This window comes from Dietzia maris (assembly GCF_036287335.1).
GTDB lineage: Bacteria > Actinomycetota > Actinomycetes > Mycobacteriales > Mycobacteriaceae > Dietzia > Dietzia cinnamea.
On the sequence record NZ_CP143053.1, the window covers coordinates 1,298,742 to 1,318,484 of the forward strand.

A 19,743-nucleotide genomic window follows, 5' to 3' on the forward strand; every position below is an offset into this window, starting at 1 on the left:
TTGCAGATCACACACTCGTCGTTGGGAGAAGAAGTGGATCAGCCGAACGTGGTCGACGTCCTCGTCGTGGGGGCCGGGTTCTCCGGCCTCGGCACGGCGATCCGGCTCTCGCAGGAGGGGTTCGACGACCTCGTGGTCCTCGAGCGCGGCCACGACGTCGGCGGGACGTGGCGCGACAACAGCTACCCGGGCGCGGCGTGCGACGTCCCGTCCCACCTCTACTCCTACTCGTTCGCCCTCAACCCCGACTGGTCCCGGGCGTTCTCCCCGCAGGGGGAGATCTACGACTACATCCGTCGGGTCACCGCCGAGACCGGGGTCCGCGAGAAGATCCGCTTCGGGGTCGACGTCACCGCCGTCGAGTACGACGCCGACCGCGGACGCTGGTCGGTGTCCACGAGCGCGGGGGAGTACGACGCCCGCGTGGTCGTCCTCGGCGTCGGGGCCCTGTGCGAGCCCCGGCTGCCGGAGATCGACGGCATCGAGGACTTCGCGGGCGACCTCTTCCACACCGCCCGCTGGGACCACTCGGTCCCGCTGGCCGACCGCCGCGTCGCGGTGATCGGGACCGGGGCCTCGGCCATCCAGGTGGTTCCGTCCATCGCGCCGACGGTGGGTCACCTCGACGTCTACCAGCGCACCGCGCCCTGGGTCCTTCCCCGCATGGACCGCCCCTACCCGCGCCTCGAGCGGTCGCTGTACCGCCGGGTACCCGGCCTGCAGAAGGCCGTCCGGGCCCTGCAGTACGCCAGCCGCGAGTTCCAGGTGGTGGGGCTGACCCGCACCCGCGCCGCGTTGGCCCCGATCAAGGCGCTCGGCCGCGCGCACCTCGCGATGCAGGTCCGCGACCGGGCGCTGCGGGAGAAGGTCACCCCGAACTTCGAGATCGGCTGCAAACGCATCCTGCTCTCCAACACCTGGTACCCCGCGCTCGGCCGGGACAACGTGGACCTCGTGACCGAGCCGATATCCCGGGTCACGGAGAGCGGGATCGTCACCGCCGATGGCGTCGAGCACCCCGCCGACGTGCTGGTCGTGGCCACCGGCTTCCACGTCACCGACTCGCCGTTCTTCGAGCGCGTCCGCGGCGCCGGCGGCCGCACCCTCGCGCAGAAGTGGCGCAGCGAGGGCATGGAGGCCTACAAGGGCACCACGGTGGCCGGCTACCCGAACCTGTTCGTCCTGGTCGGCCCGGCCACGGGCCTCGGGCACTCGTCGATGATCTACATGATCGAATCCCAGCTCAACTACCTCGTGGACGCGCTGCGCACCATGCGGGACCACGACCTGCAGACCGTCGAGGTCCGCGAGGCCGTCCAGGAGGCGTACAACCGCGAGCTGCGCGAGCACACCGGCGAGACCGTCTGGGTGACCGGCTGCCGTAGCTGGTACCTCGACGACAAGGGCAACGCCCCGGCCGTGTGGCCGGATTTCACGCTCGCCTTCCGCCGGCAGACCCGCGAGTTCGACCTGAGCGCCTACCACCGGCGGAGCGCCGCCGAGCTCTCGGCCGCGACGTCCGCCGGGCAGGGGGCCCTGCGGTGAGCGCCCGCGGCGCCGGACTGCCCCGCCCCTGGCGCGTACGGACCGACACGCGCCGCTGGCGGATGCACGGCAAGGTCGTCGTCGTCACCGGCGCCGGTTCCGGCATCGGACGCGAGCTGGCGCGCGAGGCCGCCCGACGCGGCGCGCGACTCGCGCTGAGCGACATCGACCCGGACGGCCTGGCCCGCACCGTCGAGCTGGCCCGCGGCGACGGCGCCGGCGACGTGCACTCGCAGCGCCTCGACGTCACCGAACAGGCCACGGTCGCCGAGTACGCCGGGCTGGTCGCCGAGCACTACGGCGTGGTCCACCTGGTGATCAACAACGCCGGCATCGCGTTCACCGGCGCCGTCGAACGGTCCTCCTACAAGGACATCGCGCGCGTCATGGACGTCGACTACTGGGGCGTCGTGCACGGCACCAAGGAGTTCCTCCCGCACCTCATCGCCTCCGGCGACGGCCACCTGGTCAACATCTCCAGCATCTTCGCGTTCCTGTCCGTGCCCACGCAGAACGCCTACAACGCGGCCAAGGCGGCGGTTCAGCAGTTCACCGAGTCGCTGCGGATGGAGATGCTCGCGGCCGGTCACCCAGTGGACGTCACCTGCGTGCACCCCGGCGGCATCAAGACGGCCGTCGCCCGTAGCGCCGGCGCGGCCGAGGGGCTCGACAGCGCCGACTTCGCCACCATCTTCGACACGAAGTTCGCCCGCACGGAGGCCTCGACCGCCGCGCGCGTCATCCTCGACGGCGTCGAGCGGCGCCGTCCCCGCGTGCTGGTCGGGGCGGACGCGCACGTCCTCGACGTGCTGGTGAGACTGTTCCCGGCCGGCTACCAGAAGGCGACGGTCGCGGCCTCGCGCCGGTTCGGGGTGGTCTGAGCCGGCGCTCGCTCGCGCGGCCCCGGCCGCCGGCGCGCCCGCGGGTCAGGGGCGGAACGCGTCCGTGGCCTCGAGCAGGTGGTGGGTGGTGCTCGGCTCGGCCATCGCGTGCCCGGCGTCCGGCACGATGTGCAGCTCGGAGCCCGGCCACGCCGCGTGCAGCTCCCACGCGTTGGCCACCGGGCACACCACGTCGTAGCGCCCGTGGACGATCACGCCGGGGAGGTGGGCGATGCGATCCATCCGGTCGAGGATCGCCCGACCCGGCAGGAACGCGTCGTTGACGAAGTAATGGTTCTCGATGCGCGCGAACGCCAGCGCGAACCGGTCCGGATCCCCGTCCTTGCCGACCGTGCGGGGCAGCAGGGTGGACGTGGACGTCTCCCACGTCGTCCACGCCCGGGCGGCCTCCAGCTCGAGTCGCGGATCGCCGCAGTGCAGGAGACGGTGGTAGGCCGCGACGTGGTCGTAACCGGGCCCGTGGACGGCGTCGGCGCCGTCGGCGGCGACGAGCGGCGCGAGGTAGCCCTCCCATACGTCGGGGAACAGGTGCGCGGCGCCGCCTCGGTAGAACCAGTCGATCTCGCTCGGGCGGCACAGGAAGATCCCGCGCAGCACCAGGCCGCGGACCCGATCGGGGTGCTCCTGGGCGTACGCGAGCGCGAGCGTCGAGCCCCACGAGCCGCCGAACACCAGCCAGCGGTCGACGCCCAGCGCCTCACGCAGCCGCTCGAGGTCGGCCACCAGGTGCCACGTCGTGTTGACGGACAGGTCCGCGCCGTCGGCCACGTGCGGCGTGCTGCGCCCGCACCCGCGCTGGTCCACCAGGATGATCCTGTAGACGGCCGGGTCGAACATGCGGCGGTGCGCGGGGTCGGTGCCCCCGCCCGGCCCGCCGTGGACAAAGAGCACGGGTGCGCCGTCCGGGTTGCCGGAGCACTCCCAGTACAGGCGTTGACCGTCGCCCACGTCGAGCATGCCCGTCTCGTACGGGTCGATCTCCGGGTACGGGGCGCGGCGCGCGCCGCCCCGGTCGGTGCTGATCGCGGGGGCTCCCACGATCAGAAGGAGTGCTCGGCGCCGGGGAAGGCCCGCGAACGGACCTCCGTGCCGTACTCGCGGGCGGCCTCCCGCAGCGTGTCGGCCAGTTCGGCGTAGCGCTTGACGAACTTGGCGGTCCGGCCGGTGCTGTGGCCGGCCATGTCCTGCCAGACGAGGACCTGGGCGTCGCAGCCGTTCCCGGCGCCGATCCCCACGGTCGGGATCTCCAGCTCCGCGGTGACCTCGCGGGCGAGGTCGGCCGGCACCATCTCCATGACCACGGAGAACGCGCCGGCCTCCTGGACGGCACGGGCGTCGGCGCGCAGCTGCTCGGCGGCGTCCCCGCGGCCCTGGACGCGGAATCCGCCGAGCCCGTTGACGGACTGCGGGGTGAAGCCGACGTGGGCCATCACGGGGATGCCGGCGTCGACGATCGCGCGGATCTGCGGCGCCATCCGCACGCCGCCCTCGAGCTTGACCGCCTGGGCACCGCCCTCCTTGAGCATGCGGGTCGCCGCGGCCACGGCCTGGGTGGGCGAGGCCTCGTAGCTGCCGAACACCAGGTCCGCCACGACCAGCGCCTTGGGCGCGCCCCGGGTGACGGCACGGACGAGCGGGATCATCTCGTCCTCCGTCACCGGGACGGTCGTGTCGTAGCCGTAGACCACGTTGGCCGCGGAGTCACCCACCAGCAGGACGGGGATCCCCGCCTCCTGGAACAGACGCGCGGAGACGAAGTCGTAGGCGGTGAGCATCGGCCACGGCTCGCCGGCGGCCTTGAGTTCGGCGAGGTGGTGCAGGCGCGTGACCCGCGTCAGGCCCTCCTGCCCGTCGGTGCCGGGCGGCGTCTGCCCGGGGGCGGCGCCGGAGCCGTAGACCGGGGTGTCGGGGGTGTCGCTCATGAGGTGTGTGGCCTTCCTTCGGTGCCTCGAGGCCGGCCGGGGCCGGTCCCCGGGTGGGACAGGGGGCGGTGACGTCTCGCGCGGCGGCCGCCGCGCGGTGTCGCGGTCGAGTCTGCCACGAGCGGTCACCCGGGGTCGGCCCGCGTCTGACCGAGGGGATGACTCACGCCCGTCACACGGCAGGCACTAGGTTGGAGGCATGAACCGCCAGCAGGAGTACGTTCTCAGGACCCTCGAGGAACGCGACATCCGGTTCGTCCGGCTCTGGTTCACGGACGTGCTCGGCACCTTGAAATCCGTGGCCGTGGCGCCGGCCGAGCTCGAGGGGGCCTTCGGCGAGGGCATCGGCTTCGACGGCTCCGCGATCGAGGGGTTCTCCCGCGTGTCCGAGGCGGACACGGTCGCCAAGCCGGACCCGTCGACCTTCCAGGTCCTGCCGTGGGCGCACGCCGACGGCGGCCAGCACTCGGCGCGCATCTTCTGCGACATCTACAACCCGGACGGCAGCCCGAGCTGGGCCGACCCGCGCCACGTGCTGCGGCGCCAGCTCAACAAGGCCGCCGACCTCGGCTTCTCCTGCTACGTGCATCCGGAGATCGAGTTCTTCCTGTTCAAGGACCTCGACACCAACGGTGCCGAGCCGGTGCCCACGGACAACGGCGGCTACTTCGACCAGGCCGTGCACGACACCGCCCCGCACTTCCGGCGCCACGCCATCGAGGCGCTCGAGGCCATGGGCATCTCGGTGGAGTTCTCCCACCACGAGGGCGCGCCGGGGCAGCAGGAGATCGACCTGCGCTACGCCGACGCCCTGAGCATGGCGGACAACATCATGACGTTCCGCTACATCGTCAAGGAGGTGGCCATGAACAACGGGGTGTGGGCGTCGTTCATGCCCAAGCCCCTGCGCGATCACCCCGGCTCGGCCATGCACACCCACATGAGCCTGTTCGAGGGCGACTCCAACGCGTTCCACGACCCGGACGACGAGTACCAGCTGTCGGGTACCGCCAAGTCGTTCGTCGCCGGCATCCTCACGCACGCGCCCGAGTTCTCGGCCGTGACCAACCAGTGGGTCAACTCCTACAAGCGACTCATCGGTGGCGGCGAGGCGCCCACGGCGGCCACGTGGGGCCGCGCCAACCGTTCGGCACTGGTGCGGGTGCCCATGTACACGCCCAACAAGGCGTCCTCCCGCCGCATCGAGGTCCGCAGCCCGGACTCGGCGTGCAACCCGTACCTGGCGTTCGCGGTGATGTTCGCCGCCGGCATCAAGGGCGTCCAGGAGGGCTACGAACTGCCGCCGGAGTCCGAGGACGACGTGTGGACCATGAGCCGCCGTGAGCGCCGCGCGATGGGCTACACCGACCTGCCGGGCAGCCTCGAGCAGGCGCTGGACGCGATGGAGGAGTCGGAGCTGGTCGCCGAGGCGCTCGGCGAGCACGTCTTCGAGTTCTTCCTGCGGAACAAGCGCCGTGAGTGGCGCGAGTACCGGACCGACGTGACCCCGTACGAACTGCGCAACTACCTCAACCTGTGACCGGCGGCGGCATCGTGAGCAGGGACTCGTCCCGCCCGAGGTTGCCGAGCCCCGGGCGGCTCGGCCTGCTCGACGACCGTGCCGCCGACTGGCTTGACTATCTGGGGTGGAACGACGACGACGCGGTGCCGGTGCTGTGGGCGCTGTCCCGGGCCCCGGACCCCGATCTGGCGCTGGGTGCGCTCGTGCGGTTGCGCGAGTCGCTCGTCGCCGCGGGCGACGGCGCGGCCGCGGGCGACGGTTCCGGAGCCGCGGGCACAGGGTCGGGCGCGGACGCGTGGGACTCCGCCCTGCGCTCGGACCCCCGCCTGCGCGCGCGGTTGTTCGGCCTGCTGGGGTCGTCGAGCGCGCTGGGGGACCACCTCGTCGCCGAGCCGACCCGCTGGACCCTCCTGCGCGCCGATCTGCCCTCGCCGCAGGAGGTCGCGGCGGCCATGCTCGGTGCGGTCGAGGCCGTGCCCGAGGACCCGGTGGAGGGCGCGCCCGAGCCGACCCAGCGCGACGACCTGTGCGCGGCGGGGACCTACCGCGCCGGGATCACCGGCGGCGCGGCCGTGAAGGTGCTGCGCACGGCCTACCGTGACCAGGTGGCGCTGCTGGCCGCCCACGACGTGGCGGCGGCGGTGGAGGACGACGAGCCGCGACTGGCGTTCGCCGAGGTGGGGCGGCGGCTGTCCGATCTCGCCGACGCGGCCCTGACCGCGGCGCTCGCCGTGGCCGTGGCCACCGTCTACCCGGACGGGCCGATGCCCTCGCGGCTGGGCGTGGTCGCGATGGGCAAGGGCGGCGCGCGCGAGCTCAACTACATTTCCGACGTCGACGTGATCTTCGTGGCGGAGCCCGCCGACGCCAAGACGGGTCGCGTGGCGGGGGAGATGATGCGCATCGGGTCGATGGCGTTCTTCGAGGTGGACGCCGCCCTGCGTCCCGAGGGCAAGTCCGGTGAGCTGGTGCGCACGGTCGACTCGCACGCGGCCTACTACAGGCGTTGGGCCAAGACCTGGGAGTTCCAGGCGCTCCTCAAGGCCCGCCCAATGACCGGTGACATGGCGCTGGCCACCGAGTACCACGACATCGTCCACCCCATGGTGTGGACCGCCGCCGAGCGCGACGACTTCGTCCACGACGTCCAGGCGATGCGCCGCAGGGTCGAGGAGAACGTGCCCGAGGCGCTGCGGGAGCGCGAGCTCAAGCTGGGCCGCGGGGGACTGCGCGACGTGGAGTTCGCGGTCCAGTTGCTGCAGATGGTCCACGGCCGCACGGACGAGGACCTACGCGTGACCAGCACTGTCGACGCGCTGGCCGCACTGCGGGACGGCGGCTACATCGCGCGCGAGGACGGCGCCGAGCTGGTCGCGGCGTACGAGTTCCTGCGCCTGCTCGAGCACCGCCTGCAACTCCAGCGGTACAAGCGCACCCACCTGCTCCCGGAGGACGACGACGAGGAGGCGTACCGCTGGCTGGCCCGCGCGGCGCACATCCGGCCGAACGGGCCGAACGACGCCTCCCAGGTGCTGCGGCAGAGCCTGCGTCAGCTGCGCCGCCGGGTGCGCCGCCTGCACTCGAAGCTGTTCTACCGTCCGCTGCTCGACTCGATCGCGTCCTATGACGCCGAAGCGCTCTCGCTCAGCCCTCAGGCGATGGAGCGGCAGCTGGCCGCGCTCGGGTTCGCCGCCCCGCGCAACGCGCTCGGGCACCTGCGGGCGCTCGCGGGGCAGAGCAGCCGCCGGGGCCGGATCCAGGCGCTGCTGCTGCCGACGTTCATGGAGTGGCTGGCCGACACTCCTGACCCGGACGCGGGCCTGCTGGCCTACCGCCGACTGTGTGAGGAGAACGAGGAGGTCACCTGGTTCCTGCGCACGCTGCGTGACGACAGCATCGTGGCCCGCCGCCTCGTCCGGGTGCTGGGTACGTCGGCGTTCGTCGCGGAGTTGCTCATGCGGAACCCGGAGGTGATCCCCGACCTCACCGACGGCGCGGAGGGGCCGCTGCTGGTCGCGGCCAAGGTCTCGGACATCGCCTCGGCGCTCACGGCGTCCGCGGCCCGGCACCCCACGCCGGAGCGGGTCATCGCCGCCGCCCGGTCTCTGCGGCGAGCGGAACTGGCGCGGATCGGCGCCGCCGACGTGCTGGGCATGATCTCCGTGCCGGAGGTGGGCAGGCGGCTGACTGCCGTGTGGCGTGCGGTGCTCGAGGCGTCACTCGCCGCCGTCGTGCGCGACATGATGCCCGCCGACGGCCGCGTACCGGCCCGGATCGCCTACATCGGCATGGGCCGACTCGGCGGGAACGAGTTGTCCTACGGCTCGGACGCGGACGTGATGATCGTGTGCGAGCCCACCGACGGCACGGGTGAGGACGAGGCGGTCCGATGGGCCACGCAGGTGGCCGAGCGGGTGGGCAGGCTGCTGTCCACGCCGTCGTCGGACCCCCCGCTCGACCTGGACGCCGACCTGCGCCCCGAGGGGCGCAACGGCCTCCTCGTTCGGACCCTGGCCTCCTACCGCGCCTACTACTCCACCTGGGCCGACACCTGGGAGCTGCAGGCGCTCCTGCGCGCCTCGTTCGCCGCCGGCGATCGCGACCTCGGCCTGGACTTCCTCCACATGATCGACGTGTTCCGGTACCCGGAGGACGGCGTGCCGCCCAAGGTCGTCCAGGAGATCCGCCGGATGAAGGCGCGGATCGACTCCGAGCGCCTGCCGCGGGGCGCGGACCCCGCCACGCACACCAAGCTCGGGCGCGGCGGCCTGGCGGATGTCGAGTGGTGCGCGCAGCTGCTCACCATGCAGCACGCCGCCCGGGTTCCCGGACTGCACACCACCTCCACCCTCGAGGCGCTGCAGGCCGCCGCCTCCGCGGAGCTGCTGTCCGAGGGCGAACGCGACGCGCTGGTGCAGTCGTGGCTCATGGCCGGCCACGCCCGCAACGCGCTGGTCCTCGCGCGCGGCAAGGCGGTCGACCAGCTGCCGGGCCAGGGCAAGATCCTCGCGGCGGTGGCCATGATCTGCACGGGCAGGGCCGACGGCGCGGAGTTCCTCAACGAGTACCTGCGCGTGACCCGGCACGGCCGCCGCGCGGTCGACCGCGTGTTCTGGGGCGAGGACTGACGCCACCGGCGTCCGGGCGCGGGTCGGGGTGCGGATGGGGGTCGTCCCCGATGTGCCCGGGGCCCGCGCGCCGATAACCTGGGCGCATGCCTGTGACCATGAACCTCACCCTCACCCTCGACGGCGTGACGTACGGGGAGCTGTACGAGTTCGTCGACGCCGTGCGCGCGGCCGGCGTCCCGGCCGACGAGCGGGTCCGCTGCATCGGCTCCGACGACAAGGGCGACCGCTTCGAGGTGGAGCTCGGCCCGGATCGTCGCCGCCCCGGTGCGGCCCGCGCGGCCTCCGGCGCCCTGGTGGGTCAGCCTGTCGACCCGTCCTCCGCGTCGCCGTCCTCGCCGACCGTCGCGTCGCCGACCGTCGCGTCGCCGACCGTCGCGTCGCCGACCGTCGCGTCGGTGGCCGAGACGGTGCGCTCGATGGTGCGCAACGGTGACGATCTCGACCGGGTCATCGCCGCGCTGGGAGACCTGCGCAAGTTCCTGCGTTGAGCGGTCGGCACCCGGTCGCCCGGGCCGTCGCGGTGCTCACCGCGCTCGTCGCCGCGGCGGGGGTGGCGTTGCACCACTCCCGCGCGGAGATCGCCGTGGTCCCGGTCCTGGCGTCCTTCGCCGTCGCGTTCTGGGCGTTCTCCCTGGTCGCGCTCATCGCCGCGGTGCGGGCCCGGTCGGTGCTGCTCGGGATCGTGTCCGTCGCGCTGGTCGGCGTCGGCGTGGTCCAGTACGCGCCGCTGGTGGGGCCGGCACCCGAGGTCGACGACGACGAGGGCGTCGGAGTGCGGGTGATGGTGCAGAACCTCGAGTACGGCCGGGCCGCCCCGCACGACGTGGTACGGGCGGTACGCACCGGCGGGGTGGATCTGCTCCTGACGGTGGAGACCACTCCGGAGTCGGCGGACGCGCTGCGCACCGCCGGACTGACGGGCCTGCTCCCTCACGAGGCCGCCGCCACCGCGCCCGCCGCCCAGGGGGTGGCCGTGTGGTCGCGGTTCCCGCTCTCGGCGCCGGAGCGCGTGCCCGGCTTCAGCCTGGGGCTGGTGCTCACGGAGATGGCCGGGCCCGGCGGGCCGGTGACGGTGGTGGCCGCGCACCCGGTGGCCCCCGTCTTCGACGCAGCCCTGGCGGTCGAGGAGGCCGACCGCCTGCGGTGGTACCTGGGCAGCCTGCCGGGTCCGGCCCCGGTGATCGTGGGCGGGGACTTCAACGCCACCTGGGACCACGTGCGGTTCCGAGACCTGCGCGACCTCGGGTACACCGACTCGGTCTCCGGGGGCCGTGACGGCCGGGTGCCCACCTGGCCGGCTGGCCGGCGGTTCCCGCCGCTCATCGGGATCGACCACGTGCTGGCGCGGGGCGCGGTCGCGGTGGGGGAGACGGAGACCGTCGAGGTGGACAGGACCGACCATCTGGGCGTGCTCGCCACGGTGCGTCTGCCCGCTCCCCGCGGAGGGTGACCTACCATGCGCACCATGAGTACACGTTCGCGCGCGGCCGGAGTCGTCGTCGCCACCGGCGCGGTGCTGGCGGCCGTCCTCGCCGGGTGCGGCGGGGCGACCGTGGAGGGGGAGGCGCCGGAGGTGTCGGCGGAGCCCACCACATCGGCGCCTGCGACCCCGTTCGCCGAGGAGCTGCCGGAGAAGCCGACCGGGCCGGTACCGCCGCCCCCGCCGCAGTCGCCGGAGCCCGAGCCGATGCCCGGCGAGCCGGAGCCGCTACCGCCGCCCGCGGAGGTCGCGCCCGCACCGGGTGCGGACCCGTCCGCCGCGCCGGCTCCGCCCGCTCCGGGCGCCGGCGACTTCGCGGTGCTGCTACAGCGTCGCGGGGTGACACTGCCCGCGGGCGTGGACCCGGTCGCCACGGCCACCGAGGCGTGCGGTCGCTTCGACGGCGGTCAGCAGATGGACGAGGTGTCCGGCTGGCTCGGCGACCGCGCCGGGCTCGACCCGGACGGGCAGGGGTTCTTCCTCGGCGCCGCGGTGGGGACCTACTGCCCGGAGAACTTTCCCAAGCTGGGCTGAGGCCCGTCGCTCACATGCGGGCGAACCGGGCCCGCGCGATCGAGTACACGCCGAACAGGGCGATGCCCGCGCCGGTGAGGACGAGCAGCACCTGGCCGAAGGGCTGCTCGCCGACCGTGCGCAGCGCGGCGTCCAGCCCGCCGGCCTTCTCGGGGTCCGCGGTGACGACGGCCGCGATCACCAGCCCACCGAGGATCGCCAGCGCCACCCCCTTGGCGACGTATCCGACGCGCCCCGCGATGACCATCGCGCGGCCGATCTCACCGCGGCCGGTGCGTTCGAGGTCCTCGACGAACTTCGCGGTCGCGCCCTTGTACACGTGGTAGCCGCCCACGCCGAGCAGGAACAGACCCACGACCACCAGCACCACCTTCCCGGCGCCCGAGCCCAGCAGGCCGGCCGTGGCGTCGGACGCCGTCTCCGAATCGGACCCGCCACCGCCGGACGCGAACCGTGCGGTGGTCAGCCCCAGGGCCACGTAGACGGCGGCCTTCGCGCCGGCCTTGAGCCGGTCGGAGGCCTCCTCGGACCCCAGCAGCATCTCGACGACCTGCCACAGGCCCAGGGCGATGAACGCCGCCGCGCCCGCCCAGAGCATCATCGTGCCGCCCGGCGCTGAGGCGATCTGGGCGAGCGCGCCGGAGTTGGAGGCCTCGCCGCCGCCGGAGCCCAGGGCGATCCGCACGGCGATCCAGCCGATGAGGAGGTGCACCACGCCGTTCATCACGAAGCCCGCGCGGGCCAGCCACTCGAGCGCCGGGTGGTCGACGGCGGACCGGGCGGCGCCGGACGCGGACCGTGCGGTGCCGGTGGCGGAACGGGAACGCAGCGGCGAGTTCATGGCCGGATTCTCCCACGCCTGCGGGCGTTTCCCATCCGGTCCCGGGTCACCACTCGATCTCGCCGAGGACCTCGTTGCGGCGCCGCAGTTCGGCCAGCCGCAGCTCGGCGGCGCGGTGTTCCTCCATGCGCTGCCGCGCCTGCTCGGCCAGGGCGTTCGCCTCGACCTCGGCGAGCAGCAACTGGAGGCGGTCCTTCTGTTCCCGCAGGGTCTCCACGGACGTGTCCATGGCGATGAGTTTGCGGGAGCCGGCCGTGGCGTGGAGGAAGGGGTTGCGTTCGAGGATGAGGCGGGCCTCCTCGGGGTCCAGCACCCGCGAGAGCTTGAGCAGGACCGGGTAACCCTGTCCCTCGCGGTCGGCCTCGGGGTCGTGTTCGGGGTCCAGGGCGGCGGCGACCACCTTGAGCGGCCTGGCCCGCGGGGAGGCGCTGCGGAAGTCGAAAGCGTCCGTGTCCATGGTGATCCCGGCTCCTTCCCGGCCCACCGCCCGGTGGCGATCCGGGCGACCAGTGCTACCTGGCACAACCGTAAACGCCCCGGCCGTGGGGCCGGGGCGTTTCGGGTTTCCGGGGCTATGGGCTCCGGATCATGCAGGGCCGGCGATCAGATCGCCGTGCGCTCAGCAGTCGTAGTAGAGCTCGAACTCGTGCGGGTGCGGCCGCAGGTTGACCGGGGCGATCTCCTTCTCCCGCTTGTACGAGATCCAGTTCTCGATGAGGTCCTCGGTGAACACGCCGCCCTCGGTGAGGTAATCGTGGTCCTGCTCGAGGCGGTCGATCACCGCGGGCAGGGAGGTGGGCGCCTGCGGGATGTCGGCGGCCTCCTCCGGCGGGAGCTCGTAGAGGTCCTTGTCGACCGGAGCCATCGGCTCGATCTTGTTCTTCACACCGTCGATGCCGGCCATCATCATCGCGGCGAACGCGAAGTACGGGTTGCCGGACGAGTCGGGGCAGCGGAACTCGATGCGCTTGGCCTTGGGGTTGTTGCCGGTGATCGGGATCCGGACACACGCCGAGCGGTTGCGCTGTGAGTACACGAGGTTGATCGGGGCCTCGTAGCCCGGGACGAGCCGGTGGTACGAGTTGATCGTGGGGTTGGTGAACGCCAGCAGCGACGGCGCGTGGTGCAGGATGCCGCCGATGTAGTAGCGGGCGATGTCGGACAGCCCCGCGTAGCCGGACTCGTCGTGGAACAGCGGCTTGCCGTCCTTCCACAGCGACTGGTGGGCGTGCATGCCCGAGCCGTTGTCGCCGAAGAGTGGCTTGGGCATGAACGTGGCCGACTTGCCGTTCTTCCAGGCGGTGTTCTTGACGATGTACTTGAACAGCTGGACGTCGTCGGCAGCGTGCAGCAGGGTGTTGAACTTGTAGTTGATCTCCTGCTGGGCGCCGGCCACCTCGTGGTGGAAACGCTCGAGCTCGAAGCCGGCGTTGGTGAGGTTGGTGGACATCTCGTCGCGCAGGTCGACGAAGTGATCGTACGGGGCGACGGGGAAGTACCCGCCCTTCTCGCGGACCTTGTAGCCCAGGTTGGGCGAGCCGTCGGCCTCCTGGCCGGCGCCCGTGTTCCAGTTGCCGGCGCTCGAATCGACCTCATAGAAACCGTGATTCGTCCCGGAGCCGTAGCGGACGGAGTCGAACACGAAGAACTCGGCCTCGGCGCCGAAGAAGCACGTGTCGGCGATGCCGGTGGAGATCAGGTACTCCTCGGCCTTACGGGCGACGTTGCGTGGGTCGCGGCTGTAGGCCTCGCGGGTGAACGGGTCGTGGACGAAGCAGCTGACGTTGAGCGTCTTGGCCCGGCGGAAGGGGTCAAGGCGGGCGGTGGCGACGTCCGGGAGGAGCATCATGTCCGACTCGTGGATGGACTGGAAACCCCGGATGGAGGAGCCGTCGAAGGCCAGGCCGTCCTCGAACAAGTCCTCGTCGAACGCCGCTGCGGCGATCGTGAAGTGCTGCTCGTTGCCCGGCAGGTCAGTGAACCGGATGTCGACGTACTCGACGCCCTCGTCCTTGATGAACTTGATGACCTCGTCCGGAGTGGAGAATGCCACGATTCGCTCCTCGTCTCTTCAAGTGCGACGGGCGACCGGTGTCTCCCGTCGTGCGGTGACCTCACGATATGGGCGAGGTGTTGCCCGGCCGTCAAGCGAATGTTTCGCCGGTGTTACACGAGACGGCCGGGGGTGTCCCTCCCAATGGGACAAGCCTAGTCGTGCGGGGCGGGGGTCGCCGACATGAGGAACGGCAGCTCGCCGGGCTACGCTGGCCACATGCGTGATGTAGCGGGATCGTGGCTGTCCGGACCCACGTCCGGCAGCGGGCCGGAGCAGAAGTTCAAGGGCGAGAACCTCGGTCTGCCAGAGTCCGGCCCGGGCTCGATGGCCCCGCTCGGTGTCCGTTTCGGAGCCCTCGTGGTCGACTGGTTCCTGGCCTACGGCCTGGTGGCCGCGGTCGTGTCGGTGGCCGGGCCCGGTGTGCTGGGCGGTGACTCGTTCGCGGCGGTGTCCAGTTGGGCGGTGCCGTTGGTGTGGGGCGTGATCGGCGTGGTCTGCGTCTGGCTGTTCGCGCAGACCCCGGGCCAGGCGGTGCTCGGGATCGGCACCGCCCGGGTGGACGAGGAGGAGCGGGTCGGTTTCCTGCGTTCCCTGGTGCGGGTGGTGTTCATCTTCTTCCTGCTGCCCCCGCTTATCCAGGACGAGGACGGCCGCGGCATGCACGACCGCGCCACAGGCACGGCGCTCATCCGCTCCCGCTGAGCATCAGCCCCGGCGGCGGGCGCTTCGCTGGATGTTGCGGACCTTCGCGCCCTGCGGGACCGGGCCCTTGGGCATCTGGTTCTGCACGCCGGTCTTGGTGCTCAGCGCGCGCAGCCGGGTGTCCAGGGCGTCGACCTTGGCGCGGCTGATGTTCATCGGGTAGCGGGTGAGGCGCCGGTTGAGCTTGCGCAGCGGCACCTGCTCCGGGGTCGCGTCGGTCTCGTCGCCCACGATCAGTTCGTAGATCGGGGTGTCGCCCACGACGCGGGCAACCTTCTTCTTCTCCTGCGTCATGAGCGGCTTGAGCCGGTGCGGTTGGCCCTCGCCGACGAGCACGATCCCACAGCGGCCGACCACGCGGTGGACGGCGTCGAAGCTGGTGGTGGCGGCGACGGCCTGGTTGACCCGCCATCCCGACCGCAGCTGGTCCAGCGCCCACGCGGCGGCGCCCGGCTGCCCCTCGGCCTTGCCGTACACGGTGTTCTGCACGCGCCGCGAGAAGACGACCATCGCGAGCATGAGGCCCACGAGCACACCCAGCGGCAACATCCACCACTCGCCGCCCCACAGGGTGCCGAGGAGGAAGAACACCACGGCCGAGAGGACGAGTGCACCGATCATCAGCGGCCACAGGAGCTTGTCCTGCTTGGACTGGATCTTCAGCGCCTGCCACATCTGGCCGCGCTGCTCCTTGCCCGCCGCCCGCCGTGCGGCCCGGGCCGCCTTCTTGTCCGCCTTGCTGACCTCGCTCTTCGCCATACCCCTGAGGATACGTGGCGTGGGGCGCGGTCAGAGAACCGCGCCGCCCTCGCCCCGAGCGTGACGGGGCGAGGGCGGCGGGAGGAGCGCGGCGGGTGCGGCGCCGGGTGTGCGTGCCCGGGTCAGGCGCGCGGCCTCGCGGGCCAGCACGCTCGAGGCCTCCTGCGACGCCGATCCCTCCGAGGTGAGCTGCCGCAGGTGCTCGGGCACCTCCTGGCCGCGGTGCTCGAGCGCCTGGACGTACAGGCGACCGGCGCGGTAGGACGAGCGGACGAGCGGGCCGGCCATGACGCCGGCGAAGCCGATCTCACGGGCCTGGTCGGACAGCTCCACGAACTCCTCGGGCTTGACCCACCGGTCGATGGGGTGGTGCCGGGGGGTGGGGCGTAGGTACTGGGTGATGGTGAGGATGTCGCAGCCGGCGGAGTGCAGGTCCCGCATCGCGTCGACGATCTCCTCGGTGGTCTCGCCCATCCCCAGGATGAGGTTGGACTTGGTCACCAGACCGAAGTCGCGGGCGGCGCGGATCACGTCGAGGGAGCGCTCGAACCGGAACGCGGGCCGGATCCGCTTGAAGATCCGGGGCACGGTCTCCAGGTTGTGTGCGAGCACCTCGGGGCGCGACTCGAAGACCTCGGCCAGCTGGTCGGGGTCGCCGTTGAAGTCGGGGATGAGGTTCTCTACCCCTGTGTTGGGGTTGAGCTCGTGGATCTTGCGGACCGTCTCCGCGTACAGCCAGGCGCCGCCGTCGTCGAGGTCGTCGCGCGCGACGCCGGTGATGGTCGAGTAGCGCAGGCCCATCTCGCGGACCGACTCGGCGACACGGCGGGGCTCGTCGCGGTCGAGGGCGGAGGGCTTGCCGGTGTCGATCTGGCAGAAGTCGCAACGACGGGTGCACTGCTCACCGCCGATGAGGAACGTCGCCTCGCGGTCCTCCCAGCACTCGTAGATGTTCGGACAACCGGCCTCCTCACACACCGTGTGCAGACCGCCACCTCGCACGAGGCCCTTCAGTTCCTTGTACTCGGGGCCCATCGTGGCACGCGTACGGATCCACGACGGTTTGCGTTCGATGGGGGTCTCAGCGTTGCGGGCCTCGATGCGCAGGAGCTTGCGGCCCTCGGGAGTCACAGTCACGTCACCAAGACTACGCGTGGTTCAGGACACGGGCAGTCGGCCGTCGAGCGCCTCCACCACGTCGGAGGTGACCTGATCGAGAACGTCCGACACGGTGACCGTGCGGCCGAGTTCGGCGGTGAGCGAGGTGACCCCGGCGTCGACGATCCCGCACGGCACGATCCGGGAGAACGCGGTCAGGTCGCAGTCGCAGTTGAGGGAGAACCCGTGCATTGTCACCCCGCGCTGGACGCGGATCCCGATCGCGGCGATCTTGCGTTCGGGCCGCCCGCCCGCGGCCGCGCACCAGACCCCGGAGCGACCGTCGACGCGGCCGGCCTCCACGCCGAGCCGGGCACAGGTGGTGATGAGTGCCTGCTCGACGCGGCGCACGTACTCGACCACGTCGATCGGGTCGGTCAGCGCGACGATCGGGTACCCGACGAGCTGGCCCGGGCCGTGCCAGGTGATTCGCCCGCCGCGATCCACGTCGACGACCGGGGTGCCGTCGACCGGCCGGTCGGACGGCTCCGTCCGCTTGCCGGCGGTGTAGGTGGCGGGGTGCTCGAGGAGCAGCACGGTGTCTCCGCGTCGCCCGTCGGCGCGCTCCTCGGCCAGGGTGCGCTGGAGGTCCCACGTGGGGGAGTACTCGACGGTGCCGAGCCGCCGGATCTCCGGGGCGGACGGGTCGCGGCGCAGGGACTGACCGGTGTGAGACATACCACCAGGGTAGGCCGCGTGGGCGCGCGTGGCCCGGGAGGGTGGTACCACGACGACGGGCGCCCTCCCCGTAAGGAGGACGCCCGTCGCGTGGTCGGCGGAACCGGCGGTGGGACTACAGTCCGAGGTCGCCCTCGAACTCGGCCTTCTCCAGGCGGTCCTTGACCGTGGTGAGGAAACGGCCGGCGTCGGCACCGTCGATGAGGCGGTGGTCGTACGTCATCGGCATGAAGCCCATGGACCGGATGGCGATCGACTCGCCGTCGGCGTCGGCATCCACCACCGGACGGCGCACGATCGCGCCGGTACCCAACATCGCCGCCTGCGGCGGGACCAGGATCGGGGTGTCGAAGAGGGCACCCTCGCTACCGATGTTGGTGATGGTGAACGTGCCGCCCGAGAGATCGTCCGGGGTCAGCTTGGAAGACCGGGCCCGCTCCGCGAGGTCGTTGATCGCCTTGGACAGGGCCGGGATGTCCATGTCCTGGGCGTTCTTGATGACCGGCGAGAGCAGTCCGGCCTCGGTGTCCACGGCGATGCCGAGGTTCACCGACCCGTGGTAGGTGATCTCGTTGGCGTCCTCGTTGTACGAGGCGTTGACGTTGGGGTGCGAGACCAGGGCCTCGACGACGGCCTTGGCGTAGAACGGCAGGTAGGTCAGTTTGACGCCGTGCTTGTCGGCGAACTTCTCCTTGACCTGCGAGCGCAGCTGCGCCACCCGGGTCATGTCCACCTCGAAGACCTGCGTGAGCTGAGCGGTCTGTTGCAGCGACTCACGGGTCTTCTGCGCCGTGATCTTGCGGATCCGGTTGGCCTTCTTGGTGGTGCCGCGCAGCTCCGCGAGCTCGGGCCGGACGCCGGCCTTCGACGGGCCGCCGCTGGGCGCCTTCTCCTCGGCCGGGGCCTCGGAACCGGAGTCGGAGCCCGAGCCCTCGGCCGCCGCGAGGACGTCCTGCTTACGGATCCGGCCGCCGATACCGGTGCCCTTGACCGAGTCCAAGTCGACGCCGTGCTCCTGCGCGAGCTTGCGCACGAGCGGGGTGACGTACGGCGAGGTGCCGGCCTTGGCGGCGGCGGGCTCGGCCCGGGGCGGGACCGCGTCGGACGACTCGTCCGCGGAGGACGTCCTCGGCGCCGGCTTCGCGGAATTCTTCGCGGAGGTGTCCTCGGACTTCTTCTCGGACTTCTTCTCGGCCTTGGCCGCGGCCTCGGTCTCCTGGGCGGGGGTGTCCTCGGGGACCTCGTCCTCGCCGGAGGCGTCGACGCCCTCGTCCTTGGCGTCGGTCGCGTTCTGATCCTCGGCCGACTGGTCGTCGTCGCTCGCGTCGTCGGTGTCGTCGGAGCTGCCGGAGCCGTCGCCGATGACGGCGAGGGTGGCGCCGACCTCGACGGTCTCGTCCTCCTCGGCGACGATCTTCTGGACGGTGCCGGCGACGGGCGAGGGGATCTCGGTGTCGACCTTGTCGGTGGAGACCTCGAGCAGGGGCTCGTCGACCTCGACGGTGTCGCCGACGGCCTTGAGCCAGCGGGTGATGGTGCCCTCGGTGACGGACTCGCCGAGCTCGGGCATGGTCACGTCGGTGCCCTTGCCGCCGCCGGAGCCGCCGGAGGACTTCTTCGCGGGGGCGGGCTCGTCGTCGGCCTCGTCCGCGGAGTCGGACGCGTCGTCCGCGCCCTGGTCGTCGGAGGCGGGAGCGTCAGCTGCGTCGTCGTCGCTGTCCGAGTCGTCGTCGCCTGCGTCGCCCGCGTCGTCGGAGCTGCCGGAGCCGTCGCCGATGACGGCGAGGGTGGCGCCGACCTCGACGGTCTCGTCCTCCTCGGCGACGATCTTCTGGACGGTGCCGGCGACGGGGGAGGGGATCTCGGTGTCGACCTTGTCGGTGGAGACCTCGAGCAGGGGCTCGTCGACCTCGACGGTGTCGCCGACGGACTTGAGCCAGCGGGTGATGGTGCCCTCGGTGACGGACTCGCCGAGCTCGGGCATGGTGACGTCGGTGCCCTTGCCGCCGCCGGAGCCGCCGGAGGACTTCTTCGGCGCCGGCTCCTCGGCGGGCTCGTCGGCGGAGTCGTCGGCCTCCTCGGCCTGATCGGAATCGGCGGCGTCGTCTGCATCGTCGTCAGCGGCGTCGTCGCCCGAGTCATCGGACCCGCCGGAGCCGTCGTCGATGACCGCCAGCTCGCCGCCGATCTCGACCGTCTCGTCCTCTTCGGCGACGATCTTCTGCAGGGTGCCCGCAGCGGGGGAGGGGATCTCGGTGTCGACCTTGTCGGTGGAGACCTCGAGCAATGGCTCGTCGACCTCGACCGTGTCCCCCTCCTTCTTGAGCCAGCGGGTGACGGTCCCTTCGCTGACGGATTCACCGAGAGCCGGCATCTGTACGGAGAAGGCCATGGTGTCGTGACTCCTCGAGAGGTCTAGAGGCGCTGCTCCCCGGCGCGGTCAGCGCCCGCTGTGAGCGGCGTCGTGTGTGGGTCTGCTGTCTGTTCGTCGATAGCGCCTCGGACGGACCCGC

17 protein-coding genes are annotated in these 19,743 nt (G+C 71.8%); 8 read left to right on the top strand and 9 right to left on the bottom strand.

The window, feature by feature from the left end:
• Nucleotides 1-33: 33 nt before the first annotated feature.
• Complete coding sequence (locus VYL96_RS05945; RefSeq protein ID WP_131884855.1) at nt 34-1,545, top strand: flavin-containing monooxygenase; 1,512 nt, start codon at nt 34-36, stop codon at nt 1,543-1,545.
• A gap of 62 nt (nt 1,546-1,607) precedes the next feature.
• Nucleotides 1,608-2,426: an SDR family NAD(P)-dependent oxidoreductase gene (locus tag VYL96_RS05950; RefSeq protein WP_131884994.1), complete on the top strand. Its 819-nt coding sequence runs from the start codon at nt 1,608-1,610 to the stop codon at nt 2,424-2,426.
• Between the two features lie 45 nt (nt 2,427-2,471).
• Here the strand turns inward: VYL96_RS05950 and pip are convergent, their stop codons facing one another.
• A complete protein-coding gene (pip, locus tag VYL96_RS05955; RefSeq protein WP_243699570.1) occupies nt 2,472-3,404 on the bottom strand; it encodes a prolyl aminopeptidase in 933 nt (310 codons plus the stop codon).
• A gap of 83 nt (nt 3,405-3,487) precedes the next feature.
• The gene (gene panB / locus VYL96_RS05960; RefSeq protein ID WP_131884853.1) at nt 3,488-4,369 is read right to left on the bottom strand and encodes a 3-methyl-2-oxobutanoate hydroxymethyltransferase; all 882 of its coding nucleotides are present in this window, start codon (nt 4,367-4,369) and stop codon (nt 3,488-3,490) included.
• A gap of 199 nt (nt 4,370-4,568) precedes the next feature.
• Here panB and glnA (VYL96_RS05965) point away from each other — a divergent pair, with 199 nt between their 5' ends.
• From glnA (VYL96_RS05965) to VYL96_RS05985, 5 genes are all read left to right on the top strand, one after another.
• Nucleotides 4,569-5,909 carry a type I glutamate--ammonia ligase gene (gene glnA, locus VYL96_RS05965; RefSeq protein WP_070721793.1) on the top strand — a complete coding sequence of 447 codons (1,341 nt, stop codon included), beginning with the start codon at nt 4,569-4,571 and terminating at the stop codon, nt 5,907-5,909.
• 11 nt (nt 5,910-5,920) lie between these two features.
• Nucleotides 5,921-9,019: a bifunctional [glutamine synthetase] adenylyltransferase/[glutamine synthetase]-adenylyl-L-tyrosine phosphorylase gene (locus VYL96_RS05970; RefSeq protein ID WP_131884993.1), complete on the top strand. Its 3,099-nt coding sequence runs from the start codon at nt 5,921-5,923 to the stop codon at nt 9,017-9,019.
• A gap of 86 nt (nt 9,020-9,105) precedes the next feature.
• A complete protein-coding gene (locus VYL96_RS05975; protein WP_243699551.1) occupies nt 9,106-9,510 on the top strand; it encodes a hypothetical protein in 405 nt (134 codons plus the stop codon).
• The gene (locus VYL96_RS05980) at nt 9,507-10,472 is read left to right on the top strand and encodes an endonuclease/exonuclease/phosphatase family protein (RefSeq protein WP_243699550.1); all 966 of its coding nucleotides are present in this window, start codon (nt 9,507-9,509) and stop codon (nt 10,470-10,472) included. Before VYL96_RS05975 ends, VYL96_RS05980 begins: the two co-directional genes overlap by 4 nt.
• Before the next feature lie 15 nt (nt 10,473-10,487).
• Complete coding sequence (locus VYL96_RS05985) at nt 10,488-11,036, top strand: DUF732 domain-containing protein (protein ID WP_243699549.1); 549 nt, start codon at nt 10,488-10,490, stop codon at nt 11,034-11,036.
• Nucleotides 11,037-11,046: 10 nt separating this feature from the next.
• On the opposite strand, the gene VYL96_RS05990 is transcribed toward VYL96_RS05985, so the two are convergent.
• The 3 genes from VYL96_RS05990 to glnA (VYL96_RS06000) all read right to left on the bottom strand — a co-directional run bounded on the left by VYL96_RS05990 (nt 11,047) and on the right by glnA (VYL96_RS06000) (nt 13,930).
• Complete coding sequence (locus tag VYL96_RS05990) at nt 11,047-11,877, bottom strand: DUF1206 domain-containing protein (protein WP_131884851.1); 831 nt, start codon at nt 11,875-11,877, stop codon at nt 11,047-11,049.
• A 46-nt stretch (nt 11,878-11,923) separates the two neighbouring features.
• The gene (locus tag VYL96_RS05995; protein ID WP_131884850.1) at nt 11,924-12,334 is read right to left on the bottom strand and encodes a hypothetical protein; all 411 of its coding nucleotides are present in this window, start codon (nt 12,332-12,334) and stop codon (nt 11,924-11,926) included.
• A gap of 162 nt (nt 12,335-12,496) precedes the next feature.
• A complete protein-coding gene (gene glnA / locus VYL96_RS06000) occupies nt 12,497-13,930 on the bottom strand; it encodes a type I glutamate--ammonia ligase (protein WP_131884849.1) in 1,434 nt (477 codons plus the stop codon).
• A gap of 219 nt (nt 13,931-14,149) precedes the next feature.
• Between glnA (VYL96_RS06000) and VYL96_RS06005 the strand changes: the two genes are divergently transcribed.
• Nucleotides 14,150-14,635, top strand: coding sequence for an RDD family protein (locus VYL96_RS06005; RefSeq protein WP_061230036.1), 486 nt, complete (start codon nt 14,150-14,152; stop codon nt 14,633-14,635).
• Nucleotides 14,636-14,638: 3 nt separating this feature from the next.
• Here the strand turns inward: VYL96_RS06005 and VYL96_RS06010 are convergent, their stop codons facing one another.
• The 4 genes from VYL96_RS06010 to sucB form a co-directional block, all read right to left on the bottom strand.
• Nucleotides 14,639-15,394: a DUF4191 domain-containing protein gene (locus VYL96_RS06010; protein WP_061230035.1), complete on the bottom strand. Its 756-nt coding sequence runs from the start codon at nt 15,392-15,394 to the stop codon at nt 14,639-14,641.
• A 30-nt stretch (nt 15,395-15,424) separates the two neighbouring features.
• Nucleotides 15,425-16,531 (bottom strand): lipoyl synthase, encoded by a 1,107-nt coding sequence (gene lipA / locus VYL96_RS06015; protein ID WP_243699548.1) that lies wholly within the window; start codon nt 16,529-16,531, stop codon nt 15,425-15,427.
• 21 nt (nt 16,532-16,552) lie between these two features.
• Complete coding sequence (gene lipB, locus VYL96_RS06020; protein WP_131884848.1) at nt 16,553-17,230, bottom strand: lipoyl(octanoyl) transferase LipB; 678 nt, start codon at nt 17,228-17,230, stop codon at nt 16,553-16,555.
• 115 nt (nt 17,231-17,345) lie between these two features.
• Nucleotides 17,346-19,622, bottom strand: coding sequence for a 2-oxoglutarate dehydrogenase, E2 component, dihydrolipoamide succinyltransferase (gene sucB / locus VYL96_RS06025; protein WP_131884847.1), 2,277 nt, complete (start codon nt 19,620-19,622; stop codon nt 17,346-17,348).
• Nucleotides 19,623-19,743 lie beyond the last annotated feature (121 nt).

Coding starts and splice junctions, on each gene's coding strand:
- VYL96_RS06005 (WP_061230036.1), top strand. CDS start 14,150: ATGCGTGATGTAGCGGGATCGTGGCTGTCCGGACCCACGTCCGGCAGC.
- glnA (WP_070721793.1), top strand. CDS start 4,569: ATGAACCGCCAGCAGGAGTACGTTCTCAGGACCCTCGAGGAACGCGAC.
- VYL96_RS05985 (WP_243699549.1), top strand. CDS start 10,488: ATGAGTACACGTTCGCGCGCGGCCGGAGTCGTCGTCGCCACCGGCGCG.
- panB (WP_131884853.1), bottom strand. CDS start 4,369: ATGAGCGACACCCCCGACACCCCGGTCTACGGCTCCGGCGCCGCCCCC.
- lipB (WP_131884848.1), bottom strand. CDS start 17,230: ATGTCTCACACCGGTCAGTCCCTGCGCCGCGACCCGTCCGCCCCGGAG.
- VYL96_RS05995 (WP_131884850.1), bottom strand. CDS start 12,334: ATGGACACGGACGCTTTCGACTTCCGCAGCGCCTCCCCGCGGGCCAGG.
- VYL96_RS06010 (WP_061230035.1), bottom strand. CDS start 15,394: ATGGCGAAGAGCGAGGTCAGCAAGGCGGACAAGAAGGCGGCCCGGGCC.
- VYL96_RS05975 (WP_243699551.1), top strand. CDS start 9,106: ATGCCTGTGACCATGAACCTCACCCTCACCCTCGACGGCGTGACGTAC.
- sucB (WP_131884847.1), bottom strand. CDS start 19,622: ATGGCCTTCTCCGTACAGATGCCGGCTCTCGGTGAATCCGTCAGCGAA.
- VYL96_RS05950 (WP_131884994.1), top strand. CDS start 1,608: ATGCACGGCAAGGTCGTCGTCGTCACCGGCGCCGGTTCCGGCATCGGA.
- VYL96_RS05990 (WP_131884851.1), bottom strand. CDS start 11,877: ATGAACTCGCCGCTGCGTTCCCGTTCCGCCACCGGCACCGCACGGTCC.
- pip (WP_243699570.1), bottom strand. CDS start 3,404: ATGCTCGACGTGGGCGACGGTCAACGCCTGTACTGGGAGTGCTCCGGC.